This is a genomic window from Pseudomonas sp. IT-P218 (assembly GCF_949767605.1).
Lineage (GTDB): Bacteria > Pseudomonadota > Gammaproteobacteria > Pseudomonadales > Pseudomonadaceae > Aquipseudomonas > Aquipseudomonas putida_AE.
Genome location: NZ_CATKQQ010000007.1, coordinates 1 through 22,311 on the forward strand (window position 1 = coordinate 1; position 22,311 = coordinate 22,311).

Below are 22,311 nucleotides of genomic sequence, written 5' to 3' on the forward strand. Positions count from 1 at the left end.
GTTTGCGGGGTATGTTGAATTTTTGGCGTGACACCGATCTGTAGGAGCCGGCTTGCTGGCGATGCGATGGTGAAGCTGACGCCGCCATCGCTGGCAAGCCAGCTCCTACAGGGTTTGCGGGGTATGTTGAATTTGTGGCGTGACACCGATCTGTAGGAGCCGGCTTGAACTGGCGATGCGATGGTGAAGCTGATGCCGCCATCGCTGGCAAGCCAGCTCCTACAGGGTTTGCGGGGTATGTTGAATTTGTGGCGTGACACCGATCTGTAGGAGCCGGCTTGCTGGCGATGCGATGGTGGCCGTTATGCCGCTATCGCTGGCAAGCCAGCTCCTACAGGGTTTGCGGGGTATGTTGAATTTGTGGCGCGACACTGATCTGTAGGAGCCGGCTTGCTGGCGATGCGATGGTGGCCGTTATGCCGCCATCGCTGCGATGCGGCGTCCCGACAAGCCCGTTCACCCTGTCAGATCACAAAAAATCCATGGGTGCCGTCGCGGGCCAATTGGTCGACCAGTCCGAACTCCCAGTCCAGATAGGCTTGCATCGCTTCGCGCGGGTTGTCGGTGCCTTCATAAGGACGGCGATAGCGGTCGATGCGCGGTGATGCCAGGCGGGTCTCGCCTTCTTCCAGGGGCAACTGGGCGGCGATCCAGGCGGCGGTGCCACCCTTGAGCAAAAACACCGCCTTGCCGGTCAACGCCTCGACTTCGGCCACCGCCAGTCGCGCCAACTGGCTGCTGCCGCAGGTCAGCACATAACGCTCGGCTGCGGGCACGTTGGCCAGCGCTTCTTTCAGTTGCCCGCGCAATGCCCACCAGGCACCGGGGATATGGCGTTTGACGTAGTTGGCACTGGCGGTGAAATCCAGCAAGGCGGTATCACCGTGGGTCAGCCATTGGGCCAGGGTCTCGGTGCTGATTTCCTCGGCCTGTGGTGGCGTCGGAACGGGTGCCTGCCACGCGCCTTGTGCGCTGAAGTGAGCAGGGTTCAAATCATCCAGCACATGCACTTCCCAGCCCAGTTGCGCGAGCCAGGACGCCGACATGTTGGCGCGCACGCCATCGTCGTCCACCAGTACCAGGCGCGCGCCGCGTACGCTGGCGAAGTGATCGGTCTCCTGCACCAGTTGGCCACCAGGTGTCGAGCGCGCGCCAGGCAGGTGGCCAGCTTCGAATTCCTCCGGGGTGCGCACGTCGAACAGGTAGGTGCTGCGGGTCGACTCCTGTTGCCAGCGTTGCAGGTCCGCCAATGTGGCGCGGCCGACCAGGGCCTGGTCGGCGACATGACGGGCATCGCGCGCCGCTGTTTGCCGATGCTCTTCACTGGTCGGGGCAAAGCGGCGCGACTGGCCGTGCTGCAGTTTCTGCCCGGCCAGGGTCCAGCCGATGGTGCCGTTGCGCAGGGCCGAAACCGGGTTGGCGATGCCGGCATTGATCAACGATTGCGTGCCGATGATGCTGCGGGTGCGTCCGGCGCAATTGACAATGATGCGCGTGGCCGGGTCCGGTGCCAGCTCACGGGCGCGCAGCACCAGCTCGGCTCCCGGTACGCTGATGCCGGTGGGGATGCTCATGGTCTGGTATTCATCAAAACGCCGGGCATCGAGCACCACCACGTCAGCTTCGCTGTCGAGCAACGCCTGGACTTCTTCGGCTGCCAGGGACGGCGTATGACGCTGGCTTTCCACCAGTTCGCCAAAGGCTTTGCTAGGCACGTTGACGTCGATGAACAATTCGCCGCCGGCGCGGCGCCAACCTTCCAGGCCGCCTTCGAGCAGGCTGACATCGAGGTAGCCCAGGTCCAGCAAGCGCTGTGCAGCGATGCTCGCCAGGCCCTCGCCATTGTCGTAGACGGTCACTTGGGTATCGCGCCGGGGAATCCGCGAGAACACCTCCAGTTCGAGTTTCGACAAGGGAATGTTGGCGGCGAACAATGGATGGGATTCGGCGAAGGGCGCTTCTTCGCGCACATCCAGCAGCGCCAGTTCTTCACGGTTCAGCAGGGCTTGGCGAATCTCGGCGAAAGAGCGGGTCGACAGGGTGCTCATAGGGCTTGGTTCTCTTTGGACAAATCCCAGATGTTGGGCAGGTAGGCGTTGGAATAACCGGAAATGAACAGCTTCTCGCTACCGTCGGGCTGATACACCGCGCGACGCACCGCACCGATGTTGGCGCCATACACATGGATGCTGATCGAGACCTGGTCGGCAAAGGCGTTGCTGACTTGATGGATGTCGCCGATCTTCGGCGACACGGCCTCGACCTGGCCTGGCCGCAACTGTACCCGGCCGCCATCGGCGATCAAGGCACCGTCGCCGTTGCGTTTGAAACCTTGTGAGTACTCCGCACCGCGCAGCATGCCGATCAGCCCCCAGACCCGATGGTCATGGATCGGCGTGCTTTGTCCCGGTCCCCAGACAAAACTGACGATGCTGAAACGCTGCCGTGAATCGGCATGCAGGAGGTATTGCTGATAGCGCTCCGGATCGGGGCGGGCAAACTCCTCGGGCAGCCAGTCGTCATGGCTGACCAATTGGCCGAGTAGCTTGCCGCCACGGTGCAACAGATCACCCTCGCGGGGGTTGCTGTCGATCAATTCCGCCAGGGCGCCTATGAATGCTCTGAGTCTCTCCGGGTGTCGGGCCTGGGTCATGGCGATTCCATCGTTCGTTGTGAAAGTGACCCTTTGATTTAAGCATAATGTTTTAGATCAATATGCGATTGTTTAATGATTAGGTTATAGCTGAATGTAATTTATAGAGTCTCCGTATAGCCCTTTGGCATAGCACCAGAAGCTATTGATCAGTGGCCCGGGGTGCGGCGGGCTATCCTTCTCATGGTGAAGGAACTATGCTTTTCAGACATCTTATTGACTGTTCTCTATGTGCGGGCCAAATGAAAATTGATGATATCGATGCCTTTGTCGAGGTGATTCGTTGCCAGTCCATCAGCCATGCCGCCGAGTCGTTGCAACTGACCCAGCCGGCCATCACACGGCGCGTGCAGAACTTCGAGCAGGCCCTGGGTGTGGAGTTGTTCGATCGCAATACCAAGCCGCTAAAGCCCACGCTGATTGGCACGCGGGTGTATGAACAGTGCCGCCTGATCCTGCGGGAAATGGATGCGCTGCGCGAACTGGTGGCCACCGACGCGCCACCGACCGGACTGCTGCGCCTGGGGGTGCCGCAGACCATCGGCGACGTGGTGTTACTCGACGCGCTCAAGCACCTGCGCAGCGAATACCCCGACCTGCGGGCCCAGGTGGCTACGGGCTGGGGCAGTCAATTGGTGGGCAAGATCGAGCGCGGTGAACTGGATGCCGCCGCGGCGCTGTTCCCGGCCGGCAAGATTTTCCCGGACAACATAATCGGTGAGTCGACTGGCAAGATGGAACTGGTGGTGGTCTGCGCCAAGGCCCAATTGCCCAAGCGCCCGAGCAAGCTGGCGGACGTTTACCAGAGTGGCTGGATACTCAATCCCGACGGCTGCGGTTTCCGCGCCGGCTTGCAACGCACCCTGTCGGACCAGGGCCTGGCCCTGCGCGTCAACCTGGAAACCTTCGGCACCGAATTGCAGCTGGGCCTGGTCGCCGACGGCCTCGGGTTGGGCCTGGTGCCGCGGCCATTACTGGAACGCAGCGTTCACCGCGATCAGTTGGCGGCCATGCCGCTCAAGGATTTCAAGCCGGTGATGGACCTGTGGCTGATCTATCCGCATTTTCTCGGCAACCTGCAGGGGCCGGTCGATGCCTTTGGCAAGCTGGTGGCCGGGTCGTTGCAGAAGATCAAGAGCGCGGCCTGAATGATTTTTGTAAGAGCAGCCGGTCGGCGCTCGAATGCTCGCGAAAAACCTGGGAGCACCGCGGGGTGTCAGGCTGCCCGCGTCATCGTTGACCTCCATCGCGAGCAAGCTCGCTCCTACAGTAGGTCTTATACCGCCGCGAGAGATTGGTTGGCTGTCAGGACGCCATCGCCGGCAGGCCGGGTCTCGTGTTCGGGCTTGCTGACAGCCACCGTCGAACCGACAATTGATGATGTGATGCGAACCGACAGGCGTTGATCGCCTGGGGAGGTTTCAAATGAATCACTCATCGCAAACCATCCTGCAAAACCGCGCGGCTGCCGGGCGACGCCTGGTGGAGCCGCTACTCCAGTACGCCCACAAACCCGATGTGATCATCCTGGCCTTGCCCCGGGGCGGGGTGCCGGTGGCCTATGAAGTGGCCACCGTGCTCGGCGTGCGCCTGGACCTGCTGCTGGTGCGCAAGCTCGGTGTTCCGTCCCACCCGGAGTACGCCATGGGCGCCATTGCCAGTGGCGGTATTGAGATTCGCAACGAGCAGGCGCTGCGGGCGCACCCCATTGACAAGGCGGCGTTCGAGGCCGTGGTCGCCCGGGAAACCCGGGAGTTGTTACGTCGTCAGCAGGTTTACCGGGGCACGCGGGCGCCGGTGCAGCTCAAGGATCAGGTGGTGATCCTGATCGACGACGGGTTGGCGACAGGGGCCTCGATGCTGGCGGCGGTGCAGGCGGTACGGCTGCAGGAACCGACGCGCGTCGTGGTGGCGGTGCCGGTGGCACCGGTGGAAACGGCAGAGGCGTTGCGCAGGGAAGTGGATGAGGTGATCTGCCCGATCATGCCTGATTGGTTCATGTCGATCGGGCATTGGTACATGGATTTTTCCCAGACCTCGGATAAAGAGGTCATCGATCTGTTGCAACGGGCGTGGCGGCAAGAGGAAAGTTGATGGTTGCCACCACCGCAACAGCGAAGTCGGAAGTGGCGGCGGTCGGACTGTCATGAGAGGGCTGTTCAAGCCCGGCCCTTGCGGTGGAACAATCGGTGATTCTTTGCTTAAGTCCATCTGTTGGTGGCCTGATCGACAGCACCCGGAGAACCCAATGACTCAGCGATTTGCGCGCTCCGCCATGCTGACTGCCGCTCTCATGTTCGGGATTGTTCACGGCGCCCGAGCCGTCGAATACACCGACGTCAACCCCACGGCCAGCACCATCAGCTTCACATACAACCAGATGGGGTCGCGGGTGTACGGCACGTTCAGCAAGTTCGAAGGCACCCTCGATTTCGATACGACTCATCCCGAAGCTGCCCACGCCACATTGTCCATCGACCTCGATAGCATCGATGCCGGCAGCAGCGACGCCAACGAGGAACTGAAAAAGTCGCCCTGGTTCGATACGGCCACTTTTCCGGTGGCGACGTTTGAGTCGACGGGCGTCAAGGACCTGGGCAATAACCGCTATCAGATCACCGGTCACCTCACGCTCAGGGGGATTACACGTGAGGTGGTCGTGCCGGTGCTCCTCAAGTCGGAAAATGAAATCGGCATATTCGATGGTGAGCTGACGCTTGAACGGGATAATTTCAAGATAGGCGAGGGAGAATGGGCGGATAGCGTCGTCTCCAACGAAATCAATATCCGCTTTCGCATGGTTGCGCCGCAGCGTTGATTTTCTACGACCAATTGGTGGATGTCCCTGTCGTTGGGTTTAAGCATTATTCCAAAACAGCCTGACGCTTTCTTGAGCCGCAAATGCCGGGTTTGTTGCCCGCATCTATAGTGTTTTGTCGGTGTTGCCCGAATCTTGCAAACCTGTATCTGAAGGTGGCTCCAATGAGTCGTATAGGGAAAGTGTTACTTAACTTTGACAGACAGTTTGATGTAGATGACAAGAAGAAGCTGCGTGACGGTTTGTCGGCGGTTTTACAGATTGGTCAGACGCTTTGGCTTGCCAATGATGAAACGCTGAGCCTGGAATGTCTTACCTTCAAGAGCGAGCCGGCCGGTGGAGAAATCGTTTACGAAGGCCATCGACAATTCTCACTGAACACATTACTCGACCTGCCTGCGCCACCGGCATCAGCGCAAAAGTTCGAAGAGGCCGATATCGAAGGGCTGGCCTACGACGAGGCTGGAGAGTACCTGTGGTTGATCGGTTCCCACAGCCTCAAGCGCAAGCAACCGGAAGCCGGAAAAAAACCAGGCCAGAACATCGAACGCCTGAGCAATGTGAGCAGCGATGGAAACCGTTATTTGTTGGCCCGTATTCCTGTGGTGAAAGAAGACGGCGTACTCAAACTTGTGCGCTCGACCTCGGACTTGCAGAAAACAGCCGCACAACTAAGCGGCGATCAGACGTGGAATGCGCTGACCAAAGCGCTCAAGCATGATGAACATCTGGGTAATTTTTTTGCGATTCCCGGCAAGGACAACGGGTTCGACATCGAGGGCCTGGCCATCGCCGGCAAGCGTCTTTTCATTGGCTTGCGTGGCCCGGTGTTAAGAGGATGGGCAGTCATTCTTGAAATCGAACCACAAGTGTCCGAGGACGATAGCCACATTCTGAAACTGGCGAAAATCGGTGAGGATTGTCATCTGTATCACAAGCATTTTCTCCAGCTGGACGGCCTGGGCATACGCGATCTGTGCGTGGATGGGAACGATCTGTTGATTCTCGCCGGACCCACCATGGACCTCGACGGCCCGGTGACGGTCAGTCGCTGGGTAAATGGCGTGCGCACTTGCGGGGACAGCGTTGTATTCAGAGAGGGGCTTTCGAAGGTGCTGGATGTTCCCTTTGGTCAACGCGGCGACCATGCGGAAGGAATGACGCTTTTCACTCCCGCCGATGGCCGCGCAGCGCAGTTGCTTGTGGTGTACGACACCCCGATCGGGCGTGGAAAAGACGGCAGCGTCGAGGGGGATCTTTTCGATCTTTAGGCACGTTGTATTTCAGTCCAGAGAATTGGACGCTGGCAAGTTCCGTTGACTTATACGCGCCCGGTCCACCTTGCATGAACCGGGCGCCCATCAATACCCTATCAATGCGCCACGATCGGCACCGTAACGGCCTGCCCGAACGTCGAGCGTACGGTCACGGTCGCGCCTGGTGTTGGCCCGGCGCCCGTGGTGCTGACCGAGATCCTCCAGCGCGCTCCGGTGCCGGTTGGGGTGAGGATCGCATTACCCAGGTTGAGCGGCCCGGCGGTGGTGGTGACGGTGGCCGTCAGCGTGTTGCCCGTACCTTTCGACGTGGTCCCGGCCAGGTCCCAGGTGTAGCGGTTGTTGCTGCGCACGCTGACGGTGGCACTGGTGATCACCAGCTCTTCATTGACCGCAGGTTTTGGCGTCACCGCCACGGACACCGTCGCCGGTTCCGACACCGCATTCTTCGCGTCGCTGGCCTGGTAGGTGAAGGCCGCGGTGAAGGGTGCGGGGATGCTGCCCGGCGGCGTGTAGATCACGCGCACGCCGTCGGTGCTGACCGAGCCCTGGCCGGAGTCCGGTTGGGCCAGGCCCACCACTTTGAGCGGCAGGTTGCCGTCCGGGTCGGTGTCGTTGGCCAGCACGTTGATGGTCACCGGCTGGCCGTTGCTGCTGCTGGCGCTGTCAGGGTTGGCGACGGGTTTCTGGTTCTGGTCTTCATTGTCGTCATCGTCACCGTTGCCGTCACCATTGCCTGGGGTACGGAAGGTCGGCAGGGCGGCGGAGTTGACGTAGGTGACACCGTCCCAGCCGGGCAGCGGGGTCGGCATCAACTGGAACTGCCCCGGATGCTCGATATCCCAGCGCAACAGCATTGACGTGTCCTCGTGCTGGGTGTTGTGGCAGTGCTCCATGTAGGTCCCGGCGAACTCGCGGAAGTGGATGGCCATTTCCACGTCCACCGAACTGTCGATGCCTTCACCGATGCGATACACGTCCTTGCGCGCCCATTTTTCCCATTCCGGTGGCGCCTTGCCGTCGCGGCTGAGGACGATGCCTTCTTCGAAATGCACGTGCACCGGGTGGTTCCAGCCGTTGCCGCCGTTCTTGATTTTCCACACTTCCAGCGTACCGTCGCCACCGTAGCCGCCATCGGTCGGGCCGGTGGACAGTTGCGCTGCTGCACTGATGCGCCGCGAGTCCATGTCGTAGCCGAAACCGCCGTCGGTCTTGATCGTCCACGGGGCTTCGTCGGTGCCGTCGGAGCGGCCGAAAATGAACTCGCGATGCCGGGCCGCCTTGACTTTGACCATGTCGGCGGCGTTGTCGCGATCGAGGGTCAGCGGGATCATTTTCTTGCCCGCCGCTTTACCGGGTTTGGCCGGTTCATAATCGGCAGGGTTCATACTCACGTCCTGGCCGGTGTAGGGCTGCACGATCATTTGCATGAACTTACCCACCACCGGGTCGCCCTTGTCCCACTCCGGCCCTTTGCTGCCCTGCTTGATCACCGCCTTGTACTTCTCGGACAGCACGTCGGCCAGGCTCAGGCCGTTCTTTTCCGGACCCTTGCCGGTCTTGTGTTCCATCAGGTTGACGAAGTACAGCTTGTCGCCGGTCTTGATCCCGTTTTTTGCAAAGTTAACGATGATGTCGAAGCGCTCGGCGATGCCCTGGGTCGGCAGGATGGCGTTGTGGTTCTGTTTGTCTCCATCGCCATCCAGGTCCATGCTGCCGTCGAACGGCACGGCGTGTTCCATGAGGTTGCCGTCGTTGCCGATCAGGTGGAACGGCACCCGGCTGTAGGACACCCCGGAACCGGACGGCCCGGGAAACTCGCCGCCGTTGCCGGCGATTTCACGCACCAGGGCGATCCTGAAATAGCGCGATACCGAGCCGTTGAGGATACGGAAGCGATAGCTGCGTGCGCGCACTTTCAGGCGTGGCTCGTATTGCCAGTTGACCAGGATCTGATCGCCGAGAAAGCCGTCGGTGTTGAACGGGTTGAACCACAACTGGCCGTTGGCGTCCCAGGCCTTGTCGGCGACCACCAGGTTGACGTCGTAGTCGCGGTTGCCCCAGGGCAGGGCCGAGCCGCTGGGCAGGCGCAGGTTGACGCCATCTTCGATGGCCTCGTTACCGCGATCCAGGGCGCTGTAGTAGTTCATCATCACCGCGTTGCCCTTGTAGACGTTCTGCGCGGTGAAATCGAGCATGTGGTCGTGGAACCAGTGGGTGCTCATGGTTTCGCGCCAGTCGCCACGGATCTTGATCGTGCCGTTTTCGCAGGTCTTGAGGCCGGGGCTGGCGTCGTTGACGAACAGCTTCTCGCCCGGTGCGCAAGGGAACGCCGCGCGCGGGTCCTGGGCGTTGGTGTTGATGGTGTCATAGCCGGCCAGCTGCAGCGGCCAACGATAGTCGTAGTACTGCCCCGGAAAGAAAAACGCATTGGTGTAGCCGTCGCTTTCGGCCGGGGAGTGGCCGTTGTGTTCGTGGGTGCTGATGGTGTGCAGGCCGAAACCCATGTTGGCCGCAGGGTCGATCGGCAGGCCGTTGTAGTGACGCATCAGCACCGGTTGGCCATAGCGGACCATTAGCAGTTTGACTGGAAAGGTGCCGTCGAAGGTCCACAGCGCATTGTGATTCTGCAGCGGAAAATTCGGGTGGAAGCGCGTATCGATGCCTTTGGTGGTGCCCGTGGTGGTGGGGATGTCCGAGGTCTGGTAGTAGAGTCCGCCGGGGCCGAATTCACCGACGGCGTAATTGTGCAATTGCCGGCGGTCACGCATGCCGGTGTTGATCCGCGCGCCCACTTGCACGGTCTTGTACGCGACCTGCGGGTAGAACTCGTTCCAGCGCTGGTGCGACCAGCCTTTTCCCGGTGGCCGCCCCTCGGCCGGCGAACCCACGGGTTGGCGGTTGAGGAAGGTTTCGATCTGCGCCTTCCACGGGTTGCGGTCCAGTACGTTGGAGTACTGCGACGGAAACGGGAACAGGCCAGGCTGGCGCATGAACGCATCCAGCGCCGAACCCGACGGAGCGCTGCGCGCAACAATGTTCGGGTCTTGCGCGGGGGCCGGGCCGACCGTGGGGACGGGGAAGGTCAGGGGCGGGGCCGGGATCGTCGGGTCCAGTTTTTCCGTGCCGAATTCCTCGAACAGCAGCAATTGCTGAGTGAACGGCAGGGCCCCGTACAGGGGGCTGGGTTTACCGTTGGTGGGGTAATTGAACGAGGTCTGCAAACTCGGCGGCAGCACATTGTCGGCACGGGGTGTGTTGCGATCGCCGTAGGCGCCGTTGGGCAGGGCCAGTGCGCCCTGGTTGGTCTCGGGCATGGTTTTCAGGGCATCGAGCGCTGCGGCGGCGGCAATCGGGTCGGCGGGCGCAGTGTAGTAGGCCGAAGGGTCGGTCGGTGGCGGCTGGCTTTCATCGTCCATGGGGGCCGCGCTGACAGTGGCGAGGCTGGCGGTGATCAACATCACGGAGGCCACACTGGACCTGCGTATGTAGTTCAAGGAACGGAATGCGGGTGGTGCGTTTTTCATTTGGTTTCCCCTTGCACGTGCCAATTTGGCGAAACCCGCCGTCCCCGAGTTGGGGATGACTGCTGCGGTGCAAGGGGCTGGTGCAACAGATGGGCCATGTCAAAATCGGGAATAAAAAATGTGATTAATTAATAAGTTGTTACAGATTGTTTCATTGGCGCATCAGTCAGCGGTGGGTGCAGTTCCTCATATGCGGGGAAAATTCCCTTATTTCATTGGGTTACTTTCACCAATCACGGGTGCTCTTGCCAAAATGTGTCGGCTTGGAAGAAAATGAGAGTCATTATCAAATAAATTTTGTGTCGGGCTTTCTCCATGTCCTCTGTCGATCTCTCGCTGCAACAGGCCGTGCATACGCTTTACGAGGACCATCACGGTTGGTTGTGTGGCTGGCTGCGTAAACGGCTCGGCTGCCACCACCATGCGGCGGATCTGGCCCAGGACACCTTCATTCGCGTGCTGACCCAACGCAAGTCCTTCGAGCTGCGCGAGCCTCGCGCATACTTGAGCACCATTGCCCGCAGCCTGATGATCGACATGTTCCGCCGTCGCGCGGTGGAGCAGGCCTATCTGGACACCCTGGCCAACCTCCCGGAGCCGGTGGCGTTGTCCCCGGAAACCCGCTCGCTGATCATCGAGACCCTGATGGAAATCGACCGGCTTCTCGATGGCCTGGGCGAGCGGACCCGGGAGATTTTCCTGCTGGCCCAGCTCGATGGCCTGAGCTATGTCGAGATCGGTCGGCGCCTGGATGTCTCGGTAACCACGGTCAAGAAGCACGCGGTGCGCGCCCTGACGCACTGCCTGTTGCTGATCGAGGACTGAGCCGTGGCCCGTGTGCAACCGCTGGATTACGCCACCCTCGAAGCCGCCGCGCGCTGGTACGTCGATTTGCGTGGCGAGGTACCGGACGAAGCCCTGCGTGAGGCGCATCGCCGTTGGCTGGAGCGTGATCCACGGCATCTGCAGGCGTGGGAACGCCTTGCGCGCCTGCAGGACAAACTCGAACAAGTCACCCCCGGCATCGCGCGCCCGATCTTGGCCAGTGCCCGCGCCAAACGCCGCGATGTGCTCAAGGTCCTGTCGATTCTGCTGATGGCGGGCGGGGCGGGGACCCTGGCGTGGAACACCACGCCCTTGCCAACGCTGATGGCCGACCAGCGCACCGGCACCGGTGAACGCCGTCGGCTGCGGCTGGACGATGGCACGCAACTGCAACTGAACACGGCGACCGCGGTGGACATCCGCTACAACGACAACCTGCGTGAAATCCGCTTGCTCGAAGGTGAGATCTTCATCGAAACGGCGCGGGACGAGCGCGCGCGGCCCTTCCTGGTACACACCGCCGAAGGCAGCATTCGCGCCTTGGGCACCCGTTTTGTCGTGCGCCGCGAAGCGGACCTGACGCAGGTCAGCGTGCAGGAGCATGCGGTCGAGGTGCGCTCGGCCAACGTGCCGGGCACCGCCGTACGGGTCGACGCCGGCCAGCAAGTGAGTTTGCGCCAGGACGCCATCGAACCCGTGCAACGGGCCACCCCTCAGGCCGACGCCTGGACCCGCGACATGCTGGTGGTCAACGACTGGCGCCTGGGTGAGTTTATCCGGGAGCTGCAGCGTTATCGCCCAGGCCATCTGGGCTGTGATCCGGCGGTCGCTGCGCTGCGCATCTCCGGGGCTTTCCATCTGGCCAGCAGCGACACCATCCTCGAGAACCTGACCTCGACCCTGCCCGTACGCATTCGTCGATTCAGCCGTTACTGGACGCGGGTGGAGCCGGTTTGAGGATTTCCCGAAAAAAAATCTGCTCAGGGGTTACTGATTTCGATTCTCGTTCGACTTAGGTGTTAGAGGCGCACACAGACGCCGCCATTCACTGCCAACGGGCGAAAGGAAATTGCATGACCCCTCGTGATCCCCAACTCCGCATTTGTTCCGCCAAGCCATCCGTCAGACCCTTGACCCGCGCCGTGCATGCTGCACTGCTCGGGATGGCGCTGGTCGTTCCGTTGGGCATGACGATGGTTGCACCCGCTGCCTGGGCGCAAACCGATGTCGAAACCGAGTTCGACATTCCGGCGGGTCCTTTGGGTTCGGCCTTGACCCAATTCGCCGGCACGGCCGGGGTGACCGTTTCCTTCGAGCCAAGCGCTGCCAACGGCCAGCAAACCTCGGGACTGCGCGGGCGCTACAGCGTTGACGCCGGCCTGCGCCAGTTGCTCGCCGGGAGCAGGCTCGAAGCCGTGCGCCACGACAATGGCAGCTATTCCTTGTTGCCGATCGTTGCCTCAGGCGCGGCCATGCAGTTGGGCGCCACCAGCATTTCCGGAGTTGCCGTGGAATCGGCCTACGGCCCGGTGGACGGCTATGTCGCCACCCGCAGCGCCACCGGCACCAAGACCGATACGCCGATCCTGGAAATTCCGCAGACCATCAACGTGGTCACCGCCGACCAGGTGGAAGCCCAGGGCGCGCGCAACCTGACACAGGCGCTGCGCTACACGCCGGGGGTGAACACCGGTGGTTTTACTGACCGCAACTCGATTGCCGACGAGATCACCAGCCGTGGTTTCGCGCCGACGCCGCTGTACCTCGATGGCGCCTACATCCCGTACGCCGGCAGCCTCGGTGGCGCCCCGCAAATCGATCCCTACACCCTGGAGCGCATCGAAGTGCTCAAGGGGCCGTCGTCGGTCCTTTACGGGCAGAACCAGCCGGGCGGCCTGATCAACATGGTCTCCAAGCGCCCGACCACCGAGCAGCGCAGCCAGGTCAAGCTGGGGGCGGGCAGTTACAGCCGGGTCAACGGTGCCTTCGACACCAGCGGTCCGCTCGATGATCAGAAGCAGTTCACCTATCGCCTGATCGGTGTGGCCGACAAAGGCAACGAAATGGTCGAGCACAACGAAAGTGAGCGCATGCTGCTGGCGCCGAGCCTGACGTGGGCGCCGACTGAAGACACTTTCCTGACCTTGCTGGCGCAGGTCCAGCGCGATGACGGCGTACCCGATTATCAGTCGCTGCCGAGGATCGGCTCGCTCGACCGTGGTCCGAACGGCGAACGCATCGACCGCGATTTTTTCTCCGGCGACACCAACTTCAATGACTACAAACGTGACCAGTACATCTTCGGCTACGACTTCAGCCACAACCTCAGCGACGACCTGAAATACCGCTCCACGGCGCGCTACACCGACGTACGCGACCGCTACAAGGGTTTCTACCTGCGCAGCTTCGTCACCGATGACGCCGGCGTGACCGATTACACCCGGGCCTACCGCACCAAGCTCGACTGGCGCCAGCACAACATCGCCTACACCGTCGATAACAACCTGGAATACAAATTCAACACTGGCGCCCTGGAGCACACCACGCTCGCTGGCGTGGACTACCGGCACTTCAACCGCAAATACGACGGCTACAACGCCTACAACGTGTTGCCGGTGAACCTGTACGGCAAGAACAATTTCGACACCAGCAGCGTCACCCCGGTACTCGACACTAAATGGGATAACACTCTGCGCCAGACGGGTGTGTACCTGCAGGACCAGATCAAGCTGGACAAGTGGATTCTCACCATCGGCGGTCGCCAGGACTGGGCGGAGATCGACAACAAGGATGTGTTGGCCTCGACCCACGAATCCAAGCGCGATAACAAGTTCACCGGGCGGGTGGGCCTGACCTACGTCACCGATTTCGGCCTGGCACCCTATGTCAGCTACTCCGAGTCGTTCCTGCCCACCCTGGGCACGGCCGCACCCCAGCGCGGCGGCAAGTCCTTCGACCCGACCGAGGGCCAGCAGTACGAAGTGGGCGTGAAGTACCAGCCGTTCGAGAAGACGCTGATCACCGCTTCGGTGTACGAGATCAAGCAGAAAAATGTCCTGACCGGCGACGATGATTATCCGGACTACATGTCCCAGAGCGGTGAAGTGCGCTCGCGCGGCGTCGAGCTGGAAGTCAAATCCAGCCTCGACAACATCGACGTCATGGCCGCCGCCAGCTACATGGACTCGTTCTACACCAAGGACACCTGGGGCAACGAGGACAACCGCAACGAAGCCCAGTCGCCGGTATCGGCCTCGATGTGGGCCGACTATCACTTCACCCAGGCCAGCCTCAACGGCCTGACCTTCGGTGCGGGCGCGCGCTACACCGGGCGCAAACCGGGGGATGCGGCCAACTCGTTCGATGTGCCGTCCTACGTCGTCTATGACGCTACCGTCAGCTACGACATGGGCAAGCTGGACCCGAGCCTGCGTGGGTTGCAGACCCGGGTGAACGTGCAGAATATCTTCGACCGTGAATACGTGTCGGACTGCAACTACGCGTTCGGTTGCTATTACGGGCAGGAGCGGGTGGCTTCGGTCGAGATGACTTACGACTGGTAATCACGCCAGGATCAAAAGATCGCAGCCTTCGGCAGCTCCTACAGTTGGAATGCGTACACCCTGTAGGAGCTGCCGAAGGCTGCGATCTTTTGCATTTCTGCGCTCATATCATCGCCGGCATTTTATCCAGCATCTTGTCCAGGGTAATCGGGTACTCGCGCACCCGGATCCCGGTGGCGTTGTACACCGCGTTGGCGATGGCCGCACTGACGCCACAGATACCCAGCTCACCAACACCCTTGGCTTTCATCGGCGACGAAATCGGGTCGGTTTCATCGAGGAAAATCACCTCCTGGTGGGGGATGTCGGCATGCACCGGCACCTCGTAGCCGGCCAGGTCATGATTGACGAAAAAGCCCAGGCGTTTGTCCACCACCAGGTCTTCCATCAGCGCCGCGCCGACCCCCATGGTCATCGCGCCAATGACCTGGCTGCGGGCCGAAGTCGGGTTGAGAATGCGCCCGGCGGCGCACACCGCCAGCATCCGGCGCACGCGGGTTTCCCCGGTGGCACTATCGACTGCAACTTCGACAAAATGCGCGCCGAAGGTCGATTGCTGGTACTTCTTGTCCAGCTCGCCAAATTCGATGCTATCCTCGGCGACGATTTCGCCGGCCTGCGCCGCACTGCGCAATGGCATGCTTTTGCCGCCAGCGCGTACCTCGCCACCGACGAATTCAGCCTCTTGGGCGTTCACACCGAGGCGTTGCGCAACGGCCTCACGCAGTTTGACGCAGGCGGCATACACCCCCGCCGTCGAGCAGTTGCCGCCGAACTGGCCACCCGAGCCTGCCGAGACCGGAAAGCTCGAATCGCCCAGGTGCACCACCACCTTGTCGAGGCCGACGCTGAGCATTTCCGCCGCCGTCTGCGCGATGATCGTGTAGCTGCCAGTGCCGATATCGGTCATGTCGGTTTCCACGGTCACGTTGCCCTGGTCATCCAGGCGGACACGGGCGCCGGACTTTACCAGCAGGTTATTGCGAAAGGCCACGGCGACGCCCATGCCGATCAGCCAGCGGCCTTCGCGCTTTGTGGCCGGTTGCGCAAGCCGTTGGTTCCAGCCAAAACGATCGGCCCCGGTGCGCAGGCATTCGACCAGATGGCGCTGGGAAAACGGCCGCTCCGGTTTCGTCGGATCGACCTGGGTGTCATTGATGATGCGAAACTCGATGGGGTCGAGTTTCAGCTTTTCCGCCATCTCGTCCATGGCAATTTCCAGCGCCATCATGCCCGGCGTTTCACCCGGCGCGCGCATGGCGTTGCCTTCCGGCAGGTCGAGCGTCGACAGGCGCATGGTGACCCGGCGGTTTTCCCCGGCGTACAACAATTTGCTCGGTTGCGCGGCCAGTTCCACCTTGCCGCCGGGCAGGTCGCCGGACCAGCCTTCGTGGGCCATCGCGGTGATCTTGCCGTCGCTGCCGGCGCCGATGCGGATGCGTTGAATGGTCGCCGGGCGGTGCGTGCAATTGTTGAAGATCTGCGGCCGGGCCAGCGCCACTTTCACCGGCCTGCCGGCCATGCGCGCACCCAGGGCGGCAAGGACCGCGTCGGCACGGATGAACAGTTTGCCGCCGAAGCCGCCGCCGATGTAGGGCGAAATCAGATGCACGTTTTTCTTGGGGATGCCGAGGGTGGTGGCGAGGTCCGTGACCGACCAATCGATCATCTGGTTCGAGGTCCACAAGGTCAGTCGGTCGCCGTCCCAGGCGGCCATCGACGCCATGGGCTCCATCATCGCGTGGGCCTGGTCGGGCGTGGTGTAGGTGGCGTCGAGTTGCACCGGCGCCGCCGCGAAGGCCGTTTCGAAATCCCCGTGCAGGGTGTCCGCCATCTGGTCCTTGGGTTCCACCGCCGAGCCGCGGGCGCTGGCGAGATCGAACGCGCCTTCAGTGGTTGAGTAGGTGATGTCCACCCGTTCCGCGGCGGCGCGCGCCTGTTCGAAGGTGTCCGCCACCACCAGCGCCACTGCCTGATGGTAGTGCTGGATCTCCGGCCCGCCGAGCAGCTTGGCGGTGTTGTATTTGCCTTTGCCGAGCTTGCCGGCATTGGCGGCGGTGACGATGGCGATCACTCCCGGTGCCGATTGAGCCGCTTCCAGGTTCATTGAAGCAATGCGCCCCTTGGCAATGGCCGAACCGACCACCACGCCATAGGCCTGGTTCGGCGCGACGTCGTGGTGTTCGTAGGCGTAGGGCGCCTGCCCGGTGGTTTTCAGCGGGCCTTCGATGCGGGGCGTGGGCTGGCCGATGACCTTGCCTTGGTCGATGGGGTTGGTGGTGGCCGGGGTTTCGAATTTCATGCCTGGGCCCTCGCTTGTGCCATCACCGAGGCGAGCGTGCGCTCGACCAGCGTCAGTTTGAAAGTGTTTTCAGGAGTGGGTGTGGCGCCGTCCAGCAGCTGTTCGCTGAACGCTTTGGCGCCTTTGGCCATGGCTGCTTCAGCGCTTTCCACGCGCCACGGTTTGTGCGCGACGCCGCCGAGGGCTACGCGGCCGGAACCGTCCTGCTGGACCACCGCGGCCACCGAGACCAGGGCGAATGCGTAGGAGGCGCGGTCACGGACTTTCTGATAGAGGTGCGTGCCGCCCAGCGGCGCCGGCAAGGTCACGGCAGTGATCAGCTCGTGGGCCGCCAGGGTGGTTTCGATGTTCGGCGTGTTGCCGGGCAGGCGATGCAGGTCGGCGATGGCAATCACCCGGGTCGTGCCGTCGGGGCGAACCGTCTCGACCTGGGCATCGAGCAGACGCATGGCCACGGCCATGTCGCTGGGATGGGTGGCAATGCAGGCGTCGCTGACACCAATGATGCCCAGCTGCCGACTGAACCCGCCGATGGCCGCGCAGCCACTGCCGGGCTGGCGCTTGTTGCAGGCTTGATGGGTGTCATAGAAGTACGGGCAGCGCGTGCGTTGCAGCAGGTTGCCGGCGGTCGTGGCCATGTTGCGCAACTGGCCGGAGGCGCCGGCGAGGAGGGCGCGGGACAGCACGCCATAATCCTTGCGGATGCGTGCATCGGCGGCGAGGTCGGTGTTGCGCACCAGCGCGCCGATTCGCAAGCCGCCTTGCGGCGTGGCTTCGATGCGGTCCAGGGCCAGGTCATTGACGTCGATCAGTTGCGACGGCGTCTCGATGTCCAGCTTCATCAGGTCCAGCAGGTTGGTGCCGCCGGCGATGAAGCGCGAGCCATCGACCTGTGCGGCGAGCGAGGCGGCTTCGGCCGGCGACTTGGCGCGTAGATAGGTAAAGGGCCTCATGCGCTGGCCTCCGCGACTTCGGTGATCGCCTCGATGATGTTGGAGTACGCACCGCAGCGGCAGATGTTGCCGCTCATGCGCTCCTGGAGTTCGCTGGCGATCAGCCTGGGTGGTTCGGTTAGGCTCGGGCTTACGTGACTGGGAATGCCGTCGCGGATTTCCCCCAGCACCGCGACCGCCGAGCAGATCTGCCCCGGCGTGCAGTAACCGCATTGATAGCCGTCGTGCTTGATGAACGCCGCCTGCATCGGATGCAGCTTGTCCGGCGTGCCGAGCCCTTCAATGGTGGTGACCTTCGCGCCTTCGTGCGTCACGGCCAGGGTCAGGCAGGAATTGATCCGCCGGCCGTCGACGATCACTGTGCAGGCGCCGCATTGGCCGTGGTCGCAACCCTTCTTGGTGCCAGTGAGCTGCAGGTGTTCGCGCAACAGGTCGAGCAGGGTGGTGCGGGCGTCGAGTTCCATCACCTGCTGTGTCCCGTTGACCCAGATCGACACTTTGCTCTTGACCGGCAGCGCGGCGTTGGCGGCCGTTGCCTGCGCAGATATGAACGGTGGCAGGATCACGGCCGCTGCTGTCACCACGCCCACGATCAGCAGTTCTCGTCGGGAAATCGTCATCACGTCGAGCATCGGTGCGCTTCCTATGGTTGATTGGCGATAACAGCCCTCATCCATTGACTGACCCCGGTGCCAAGGGAAATGTTCATGCGGATTTCGGCTATAGACTCATGTGTGTGGCTCATGAATCGATCAAGGCAGGCTCCGGCGCGGTATGATAGGCAGCCGCGCCCATTCTCCGGAGTCAGTCCCCGCAATGCCCCAGATCACCCACTACAAAACCCCGTGCCCGGAGTCGGTCAACAGTCAGATCCTGCAGCTGGTGGTCGACAACCTGACCGACATCAGCATGGTCGCCATCGCGCCGAGCAACCTGTTGTACAACATCTACCAGTACGCGATCGGCTACGAGGTGCACCTGTATCTGGAGGCTTTAAACGGGGCGAAAGGGATGGCGGTGGAGTTGATCGTTGCCACCGATCTGGACGATCCGGACAAGGTCGTCGGTTTCCTGCTGTACCTGCCGGTCAAGGACGATCCCGACGCCTGCAGCGTGGCCTACATGGCCGTGGATGCCGGCCATCGGCGCCAAGGCATTGCGCGCCGGATGCTGCGCGAGATGGTCGGCCGCTACCCGCATGCCGAGCTGGCCTGCGCCGTGGCCAAGGTGCCGTATTTCGAGTCGATGGGTTTTCAGGTGGTCGGTGCGCGCAGTACGCAAGTGCTGATGAACACCCGCGACCACGGCAGCGACGGCTTGATGGCGCTGCTGGATGTGGCGCCGATCTACAACTCGCTGGAGGTGCGGCAGATTCATACCTACCTGCTGCAAAAGCACGGCAAGCGCCCAATGCTCGATGCGGAAAAGCAGCGTGACCGGCACCTGGACCAATTGACGCGCAAGGCCAGCGAGTTCGCCCGCGAACGGTTGGGATAACAGGTTCAACTGTAGGAGCGAGCTTGCTCGCGAAAAACCTGAGCACGCTGCGGGGTGTCAGGCTTCCAGCGTTATGGTTAACGATCATCGCGAGCAAGCTCGCTCCTACAGGGGGCTGCGTGATGCTCAGGACAGCTTCACATTCATGGTGATCCGTGCCGTGAACACCTTCTTGCCTTCCACATCGTGAATGTCCACCGGCACGATCTTGTCGCCATCGCTGGTCCAGTCCACCGCCTCGCCGTCAGCCACCGCCGTCACATCGCTTTTGGCCTTGGCCAGGTATTCGACCGTCATGCCCTTGGGAATCCAGCGCGCACCCGCCGGGATTGACACGTCGGTCATCATCCCGGCCGCCAGTTCGGCCGCATTGCACATCGCGATCGCGTGCACGGTGCCCAGGTGGTTGGTGATTTCCTTGGCGAATGGCACCTGCACGATGGCCGAACCTTTGCGCAAATCGGTAACCAGCGGATTGATGGTGCTGAAGTACGGCGCCACCTGGCAGGCCATCTGGCTGAAGGCTTGCGGGCCGGCACTGTTGAACAGGCTGAGGAACTGACTCATGGGGTTGAAGCCTCACTGCGGGGTTGGTTAACGGAATGATGTTCCGTTACAGAATAATGTTCTGTGACGGAACAGTATTCTGTCGACGGGAAATCTGTCAACCTAGCGCCAGCCTCAACCGTTGATTTTTTTGGACCGCATCCCGCATGGAAACTGCCGATTTACTCGAACGCTGCTACCCCGGCCGCCGCGCCGAACTCAAGCGCGACATCTTCAGAAAGGCCCTCCAACTGTTCAACGAGCAGGGCATCGAGGCCACCACCATCGAGATGATCCGGGCCGAATGCGATACCAGCGTCGGCGCGATCTACCACCACTTCGGCAATAAAGAAGGCCTGGTGGCGGCGCTGTTTTTCACCGCACTGGACGATCAAGCCAAGCTGCGAGATAGCTACCTGGCCGACGCCCAATCCACCCAGGCGGGTGTGCACGCGTTGGTGCACAGCTACGTCGACTGGGTCGATAACCAGCCGGAATGGGCGCGTTTCCAGTATCACGCGCGATTTGCCGTCACCAAGGGACCGTTCAAGGACGAACTGGTCGCGCGCAACAAGGCGCGCAACAAGCTGCTGTTCGAGTGGCTGGGGGCTTCGGCGCGGGTCGACGTGTTGCGCGGTTATCCGCCGGAGTTACTGCCGTCATTGATCATCGGCCAGGCCGAGAGCTACTGCCGCGCCTGGTTGTCGGGCCGGGCCAAAGGCAGTCCGAAGGCGTACCGCGATCTGTTGGCGGACTCGGCGTGGCGTTCGATTGCCACCCAGGATCACTGACGCCCCCCTGTAGGAGCGAGCTTGCTCGCGAAAAACTCGAGCACGCCGCGGGGCATCAGACTCATAGCGTTATCGTTAACGACCATCGCGAGCAGGCTCGCTCCCACAGAGGATTTGCGGTGGGATTTTGAATGCACAAAGCCCGGCCAAATGCCGGGCTTTTTCATGTCGTTTTTTCGCGCAGTTAAAAAAGAGCCTCAAAGCTCTTTGATGGGGAGAAGTGGAGCCATTGAGGCTCAAGATGCGCATGAAGCAGGCGGTGAGCTTGATAGGGGTTCAGTGCACTCACCACCTACGCAACGGCTTGGACAAGCAAGCGGCTGCGCAACTCCATCGTAGGAAGATGGGGGTTGCGCCTCAAGTACCGCTAGTCGAATCCCCCCCACAACTGTCAGCTTCGGCGATTGCGCTCCCCCGGCCAACCGGCCTGATTCAGGGCCTTGAGCAGGGTTTCAGCATCCAGCCCCGGCACCGCGTGGCCGTTACCTTCGGTCGTTTCGGCGGCGAGCAGGGCGTTGATGATGGCTTCTTCAACGGCTTCGGTAGCCGCCAGGAACAATTCGCTGATGTGATCGTTGTTGACCATGCTCAGGTTGTCGCTGGTCGGCGCTTTTTTGCTCTCGTACGCCGCCGGCGGTACGTGCTGATTGCCGGTGGCGAACGCGATGAAAATGTCGCCGCTGTGGTCTTCATTGCCGCCGCCGGTGCGGGCCAGGCCGAGGCTGGCGCGCTGGGCCAGGCGCGTGCATTGGTGCGGCAGCAACGGTGCATCGGTGGCCAGGCAGACGACGATCGAGCCCATGCCCGGATGCGGCAGCGATGCCTTGAGAAACGGTGAGTCGACCTGCTCCATGTAGCGCCCGACCGGGTAGCCATCGACGCGCAGCTCACTGCGGATACCATGGTTGGCCTGCACGATCGCGCCCACCGTCCAGCCGCCCTGGGCACTGCTCAAACGTCGCGAAGCGGTGCCGATACCGCCCTTGAACTCATGGCAAATCATACCGCTGCCACCGCCGACATTGCCTTCGGCTACCGGTCCGCCCACTGCCGTGCGCAGTGCTTCGGCCACATGCTCGACCTTGACGTGAAAGCCGTTGATGTCGTTGAGCAAGCCATCGAAAGTCTCCAGCACCACCGGCATGTTCCAGTAAAGCCGCCCGTCGTCCGGTTGCTGCTCACGGTCGAGCACGATCAAGGCATCGCGCACCACGCCCAGGCTGTGGGTGTTGGTGAAGGCGATCGGGCTGGTCAACAATCCAGCCTCGCGAATCCACTCCAGGCCCGTGGCGTCACCATTGCCGTTGAGCACATGGACGCCGGCGAAGCACGGCTGCTGGCTGGTGGAACCGGCACGGGGTTCGATCACGGTGACGCCGGTGACGATGTCGCGACCCTTGGCGCTGCGGCCGCGGACATTGCTGTGGCCGACGCGCACGCCGGGTACATCGGTGATGGCGTTGAGGGGGCCGGGTTGCAGTTGGCCGAACTGGATGTTGAGGTCGCGGGCACGTGGTTTCATCGGTTTTCTCATCTTCAAATTCATGGAGGAAAAAAGTGGA

General features: G+C 61.9%; 18 protein-coding genes and 1 pseudogene. 9 read left to right on the top strand and 10 right to left on the bottom strand.

Annotated elements, in window-relative coordinates:
• Positions 1 to 464 precede the first annotated feature (464 nt).
• Entirely contained in the window at positions 465 to 2,048 is a 1,584-nt protein-coding gene (locus ACM6I6_RS05020) for a rhodanese-related sulfurtransferase (RefSeq protein WP_414919526.1), read from the bottom strand.
• The gene (locus tag ACM6I6_RS05025; RefSeq protein ID WP_323608000.1) at positions 2,045 to 2,653 is read right to left on the bottom strand and encodes a cysteine dioxygenase; all 609 of its coding nucleotides are present in this window, start codon (positions 2,651 to 2,653) and stop codon (positions 2,045 to 2,047) included. The genes ACM6I6_RS05020 and ACM6I6_RS05025 overlap by 4 nt, the downstream gene beginning before the upstream one ends.
• A gap of 242 nt (positions 2,654 to 2,895) precedes the next feature.
• On the opposite strand from ACM6I6_RS05025, the gene ACM6I6_RS05030 reads away from it, so the two are divergent.
• A complete protein-coding gene (locus ACM6I6_RS05030) occupies positions 2,896 to 3,801 on the top strand; it encodes a LysR family transcriptional regulator (protein WP_414919527.1) in 906 nt (301 codons plus the stop codon).
• Between the two features lie 128 nt (positions 3,802 to 3,929).
• Here the strand turns inward: ACM6I6_RS05030 and ACM6I6_RS05035 are convergent, their stop codons facing one another.
• The gene (locus ACM6I6_RS05035) at positions 3,930 to 4,091 is read right to left on the bottom strand and encodes a hypothetical protein (protein WP_274077928.1); all 162 of its coding nucleotides are present in this window, start codon (positions 4,089 to 4,091) and stop codon (positions 3,930 to 3,932) included.
• Between ACM6I6_RS05035 and ACM6I6_RS05040 the strand changes: the two genes are divergently transcribed.
• The 3 genes from ACM6I6_RS05040 (at position 4,079) to ACM6I6_RS05050 (ending at position 6,742) form a co-directional block, all read left to right on the top strand.
• Positions 4,079 to 4,747 (top strand): phosphoribosyltransferase, encoded by a 669-nt coding sequence (locus ACM6I6_RS05040; protein ID WP_414919528.1) that lies wholly within the window; start codon positions 4,079 to 4,081, stop codon positions 4,745 to 4,747. The two genes, ACM6I6_RS05035 and ACM6I6_RS05040, sit on opposite strands and share 13 nt — an antisense overlap.
• Positions 4,748 to 4,901: 154 nt before the next feature.
• On the top strand, positions 4,902 to 5,471 hold the full coding sequence (locus tag ACM6I6_RS05045; RefSeq protein WP_414919529.1) for a YceI family protein: 570 nt from the start codon (positions 4,902 to 4,904) through the stop codon (positions 5,469 to 5,471).
• 164 nt (positions 5,472 to 5,635) lie between these two features.
• Positions 5,636 to 6,742, top strand: a complete 1,107-nt coding sequence (locus ACM6I6_RS05050; RefSeq protein WP_406592870.1) for a DUF3616 domain-containing protein — start codon at positions 5,636 to 5,638, stop codon at positions 6,740 to 6,742.
• A 101-nt stretch (positions 6,743 to 6,843) separates the two neighbouring features.
• Here the strand turns inward: ACM6I6_RS05050 and ACM6I6_RS05055 are convergent, their stop codons facing one another.
• Complete coding sequence (locus ACM6I6_RS05055; protein ID WP_414919530.1) at positions 6,844 to 10,272, bottom strand: Ig-like domain-containing protein; 3,429 nt, start codon at positions 10,270 to 10,272, stop codon at positions 6,844 to 6,846.
• 315 nt (positions 10,273 to 10,587) lie between these two features.
• On the opposite strand from ACM6I6_RS05055, the gene ACM6I6_RS05060 reads away from it, so the two are divergent.
• The 3 genes from ACM6I6_RS05060 to ACM6I6_RS05070 all read left to right on the top strand — a co-directional run bounded on the left by ACM6I6_RS05060 (position 10,588) and on the right by ACM6I6_RS05070 (position 14,660).
• Positions 10,588 to 11,097 carry a sigma-70 family RNA polymerase sigma factor gene (locus ACM6I6_RS05060; protein ID WP_323608005.1) on the top strand — a complete coding sequence of 170 codons (510 nt, stop codon included), beginning with the start codon at positions 10,588 to 10,590 and terminating at the stop codon, positions 11,095 to 11,097.
• Positions 11,098 to 11,100: 3 nt separating this feature from the next.
• Positions 11,101 to 12,054 carry a FecR domain-containing protein gene (locus tag ACM6I6_RS05065; protein WP_323608006.1) on the top strand — a complete coding sequence of 318 codons (954 nt, stop codon included), beginning with the start codon at positions 11,101 to 11,103 and terminating at the stop codon, positions 12,052 to 12,054.
• Between the two features lie 116 nt (positions 12,055 to 12,170).
• Positions 12,171 to 14,660: a TonB-dependent siderophore receptor gene (locus tag ACM6I6_RS05070; protein ID WP_414919531.1), complete on the top strand. Its 2,490-nt coding sequence runs from the start codon at positions 12,171 to 12,173 to the stop codon at positions 14,658 to 14,660.
• Positions 14,661 to 14,763: 103 nt separating this feature from the next.
• Here the strand turns inward: ACM6I6_RS05070 and paoC are convergent, their stop codons facing one another.
• The 3 genes from paoC to paoA are packed head-to-tail and all read right to left on the bottom strand — an operon-like array spanning position 14,764 to position 18,535.
• Positions 14,764 to 16,962, bottom strand: a complete 2,199-nt coding sequence (gene paoC / locus ACM6I6_RS05075; protein ID WP_414919532.1) for an aldehyde oxidoreductase molybdenum-binding subunit PaoC — start codon at positions 16,960 to 16,962, stop codon at positions 14,764 to 14,766.
• Positions 16,959 to 17,915 (bottom strand): FAD binding domain-containing protein, encoded by a 957-nt coding sequence (locus tag ACM6I6_RS05080; RefSeq protein ID WP_274077920.1) that lies wholly within the window; start codon positions 17,913 to 17,915, stop codon positions 16,959 to 16,961. The genes paoC and ACM6I6_RS05080 overlap by 4 nt, the downstream gene beginning before the upstream one ends.
• Entirely contained in the window at positions 17,912 to 18,535 is a 624-nt protein-coding gene (gene paoA / locus ACM6I6_RS05085; RefSeq protein ID WP_414919565.1) for an aldehyde dehydrogenase iron-sulfur subunit PaoA, read from the bottom strand. The genes ACM6I6_RS05080 and paoA overlap by 4 nt, the downstream gene beginning before the upstream one ends.
• A 196-nt stretch (positions 18,536 to 18,731) precedes the next feature.
• Between paoA and ACM6I6_RS05090 the strand changes: the two genes are divergently transcribed.
• Positions 18,732 to 19,412 (top strand): GNAT family N-acetyltransferase, encoded by a 681-nt coding sequence (locus tag ACM6I6_RS05090; RefSeq protein ID WP_414919533.1) that lies wholly within the window; start codon positions 18,732 to 18,734, stop codon positions 19,410 to 19,412.
• Here ACM6I6_RS05090 and ACM6I6_RS05095 read toward each other — a convergent pair.
• Both ACM6I6_RS05095 and ACM6I6_RS05100 read right to left on the bottom strand, forming a co-directional pair.
• A pseudogene (locus ACM6I6_RS05095) lies at positions 19,393 to 19,500 on the bottom strand (outer membrane lipoprotein carrier protein LolA); the annotation flags it as partial. The gene ACM6I6_RS05090 and the pseudogene ACM6I6_RS05095 overlap by 20 nt on opposite strands.
• Before the next feature lie 38 nt (positions 19,501 to 19,538).
• Complete coding sequence (locus tag ACM6I6_RS05100; protein WP_414919534.1) at positions 19,539 to 19,979, bottom strand: hotdog fold domain-containing protein; 441 nt, start codon at positions 19,977 to 19,979, stop codon at positions 19,539 to 19,541.
• Positions 19,980 to 20,125: 146 nt separating this feature from the next.
• On the opposite strand from ACM6I6_RS05100, the gene ACM6I6_RS05105 reads away from it, so the two are divergent.
• A complete protein-coding gene (locus ACM6I6_RS05105; protein WP_414919535.1) occupies positions 20,126 to 20,749 on the top strand; it encodes a TetR/AcrR family transcriptional regulator in 624 nt (207 codons plus the stop codon).
• Positions 20,750 to 21,140: 391 nt separating this feature from the next.
• Here the strand turns inward: ACM6I6_RS05105 and ACM6I6_RS05110 are convergent, their stop codons facing one another.
• Complete coding sequence (locus ACM6I6_RS05110) at positions 21,141 to 22,271, bottom strand: P1 family peptidase (protein ID WP_414919536.1); 1,131 nt, start codon at positions 22,269 to 22,271, stop codon at positions 21,141 to 21,143.
• Positions 22,272 to 22,311 lie beyond the last annotated feature (40 nt).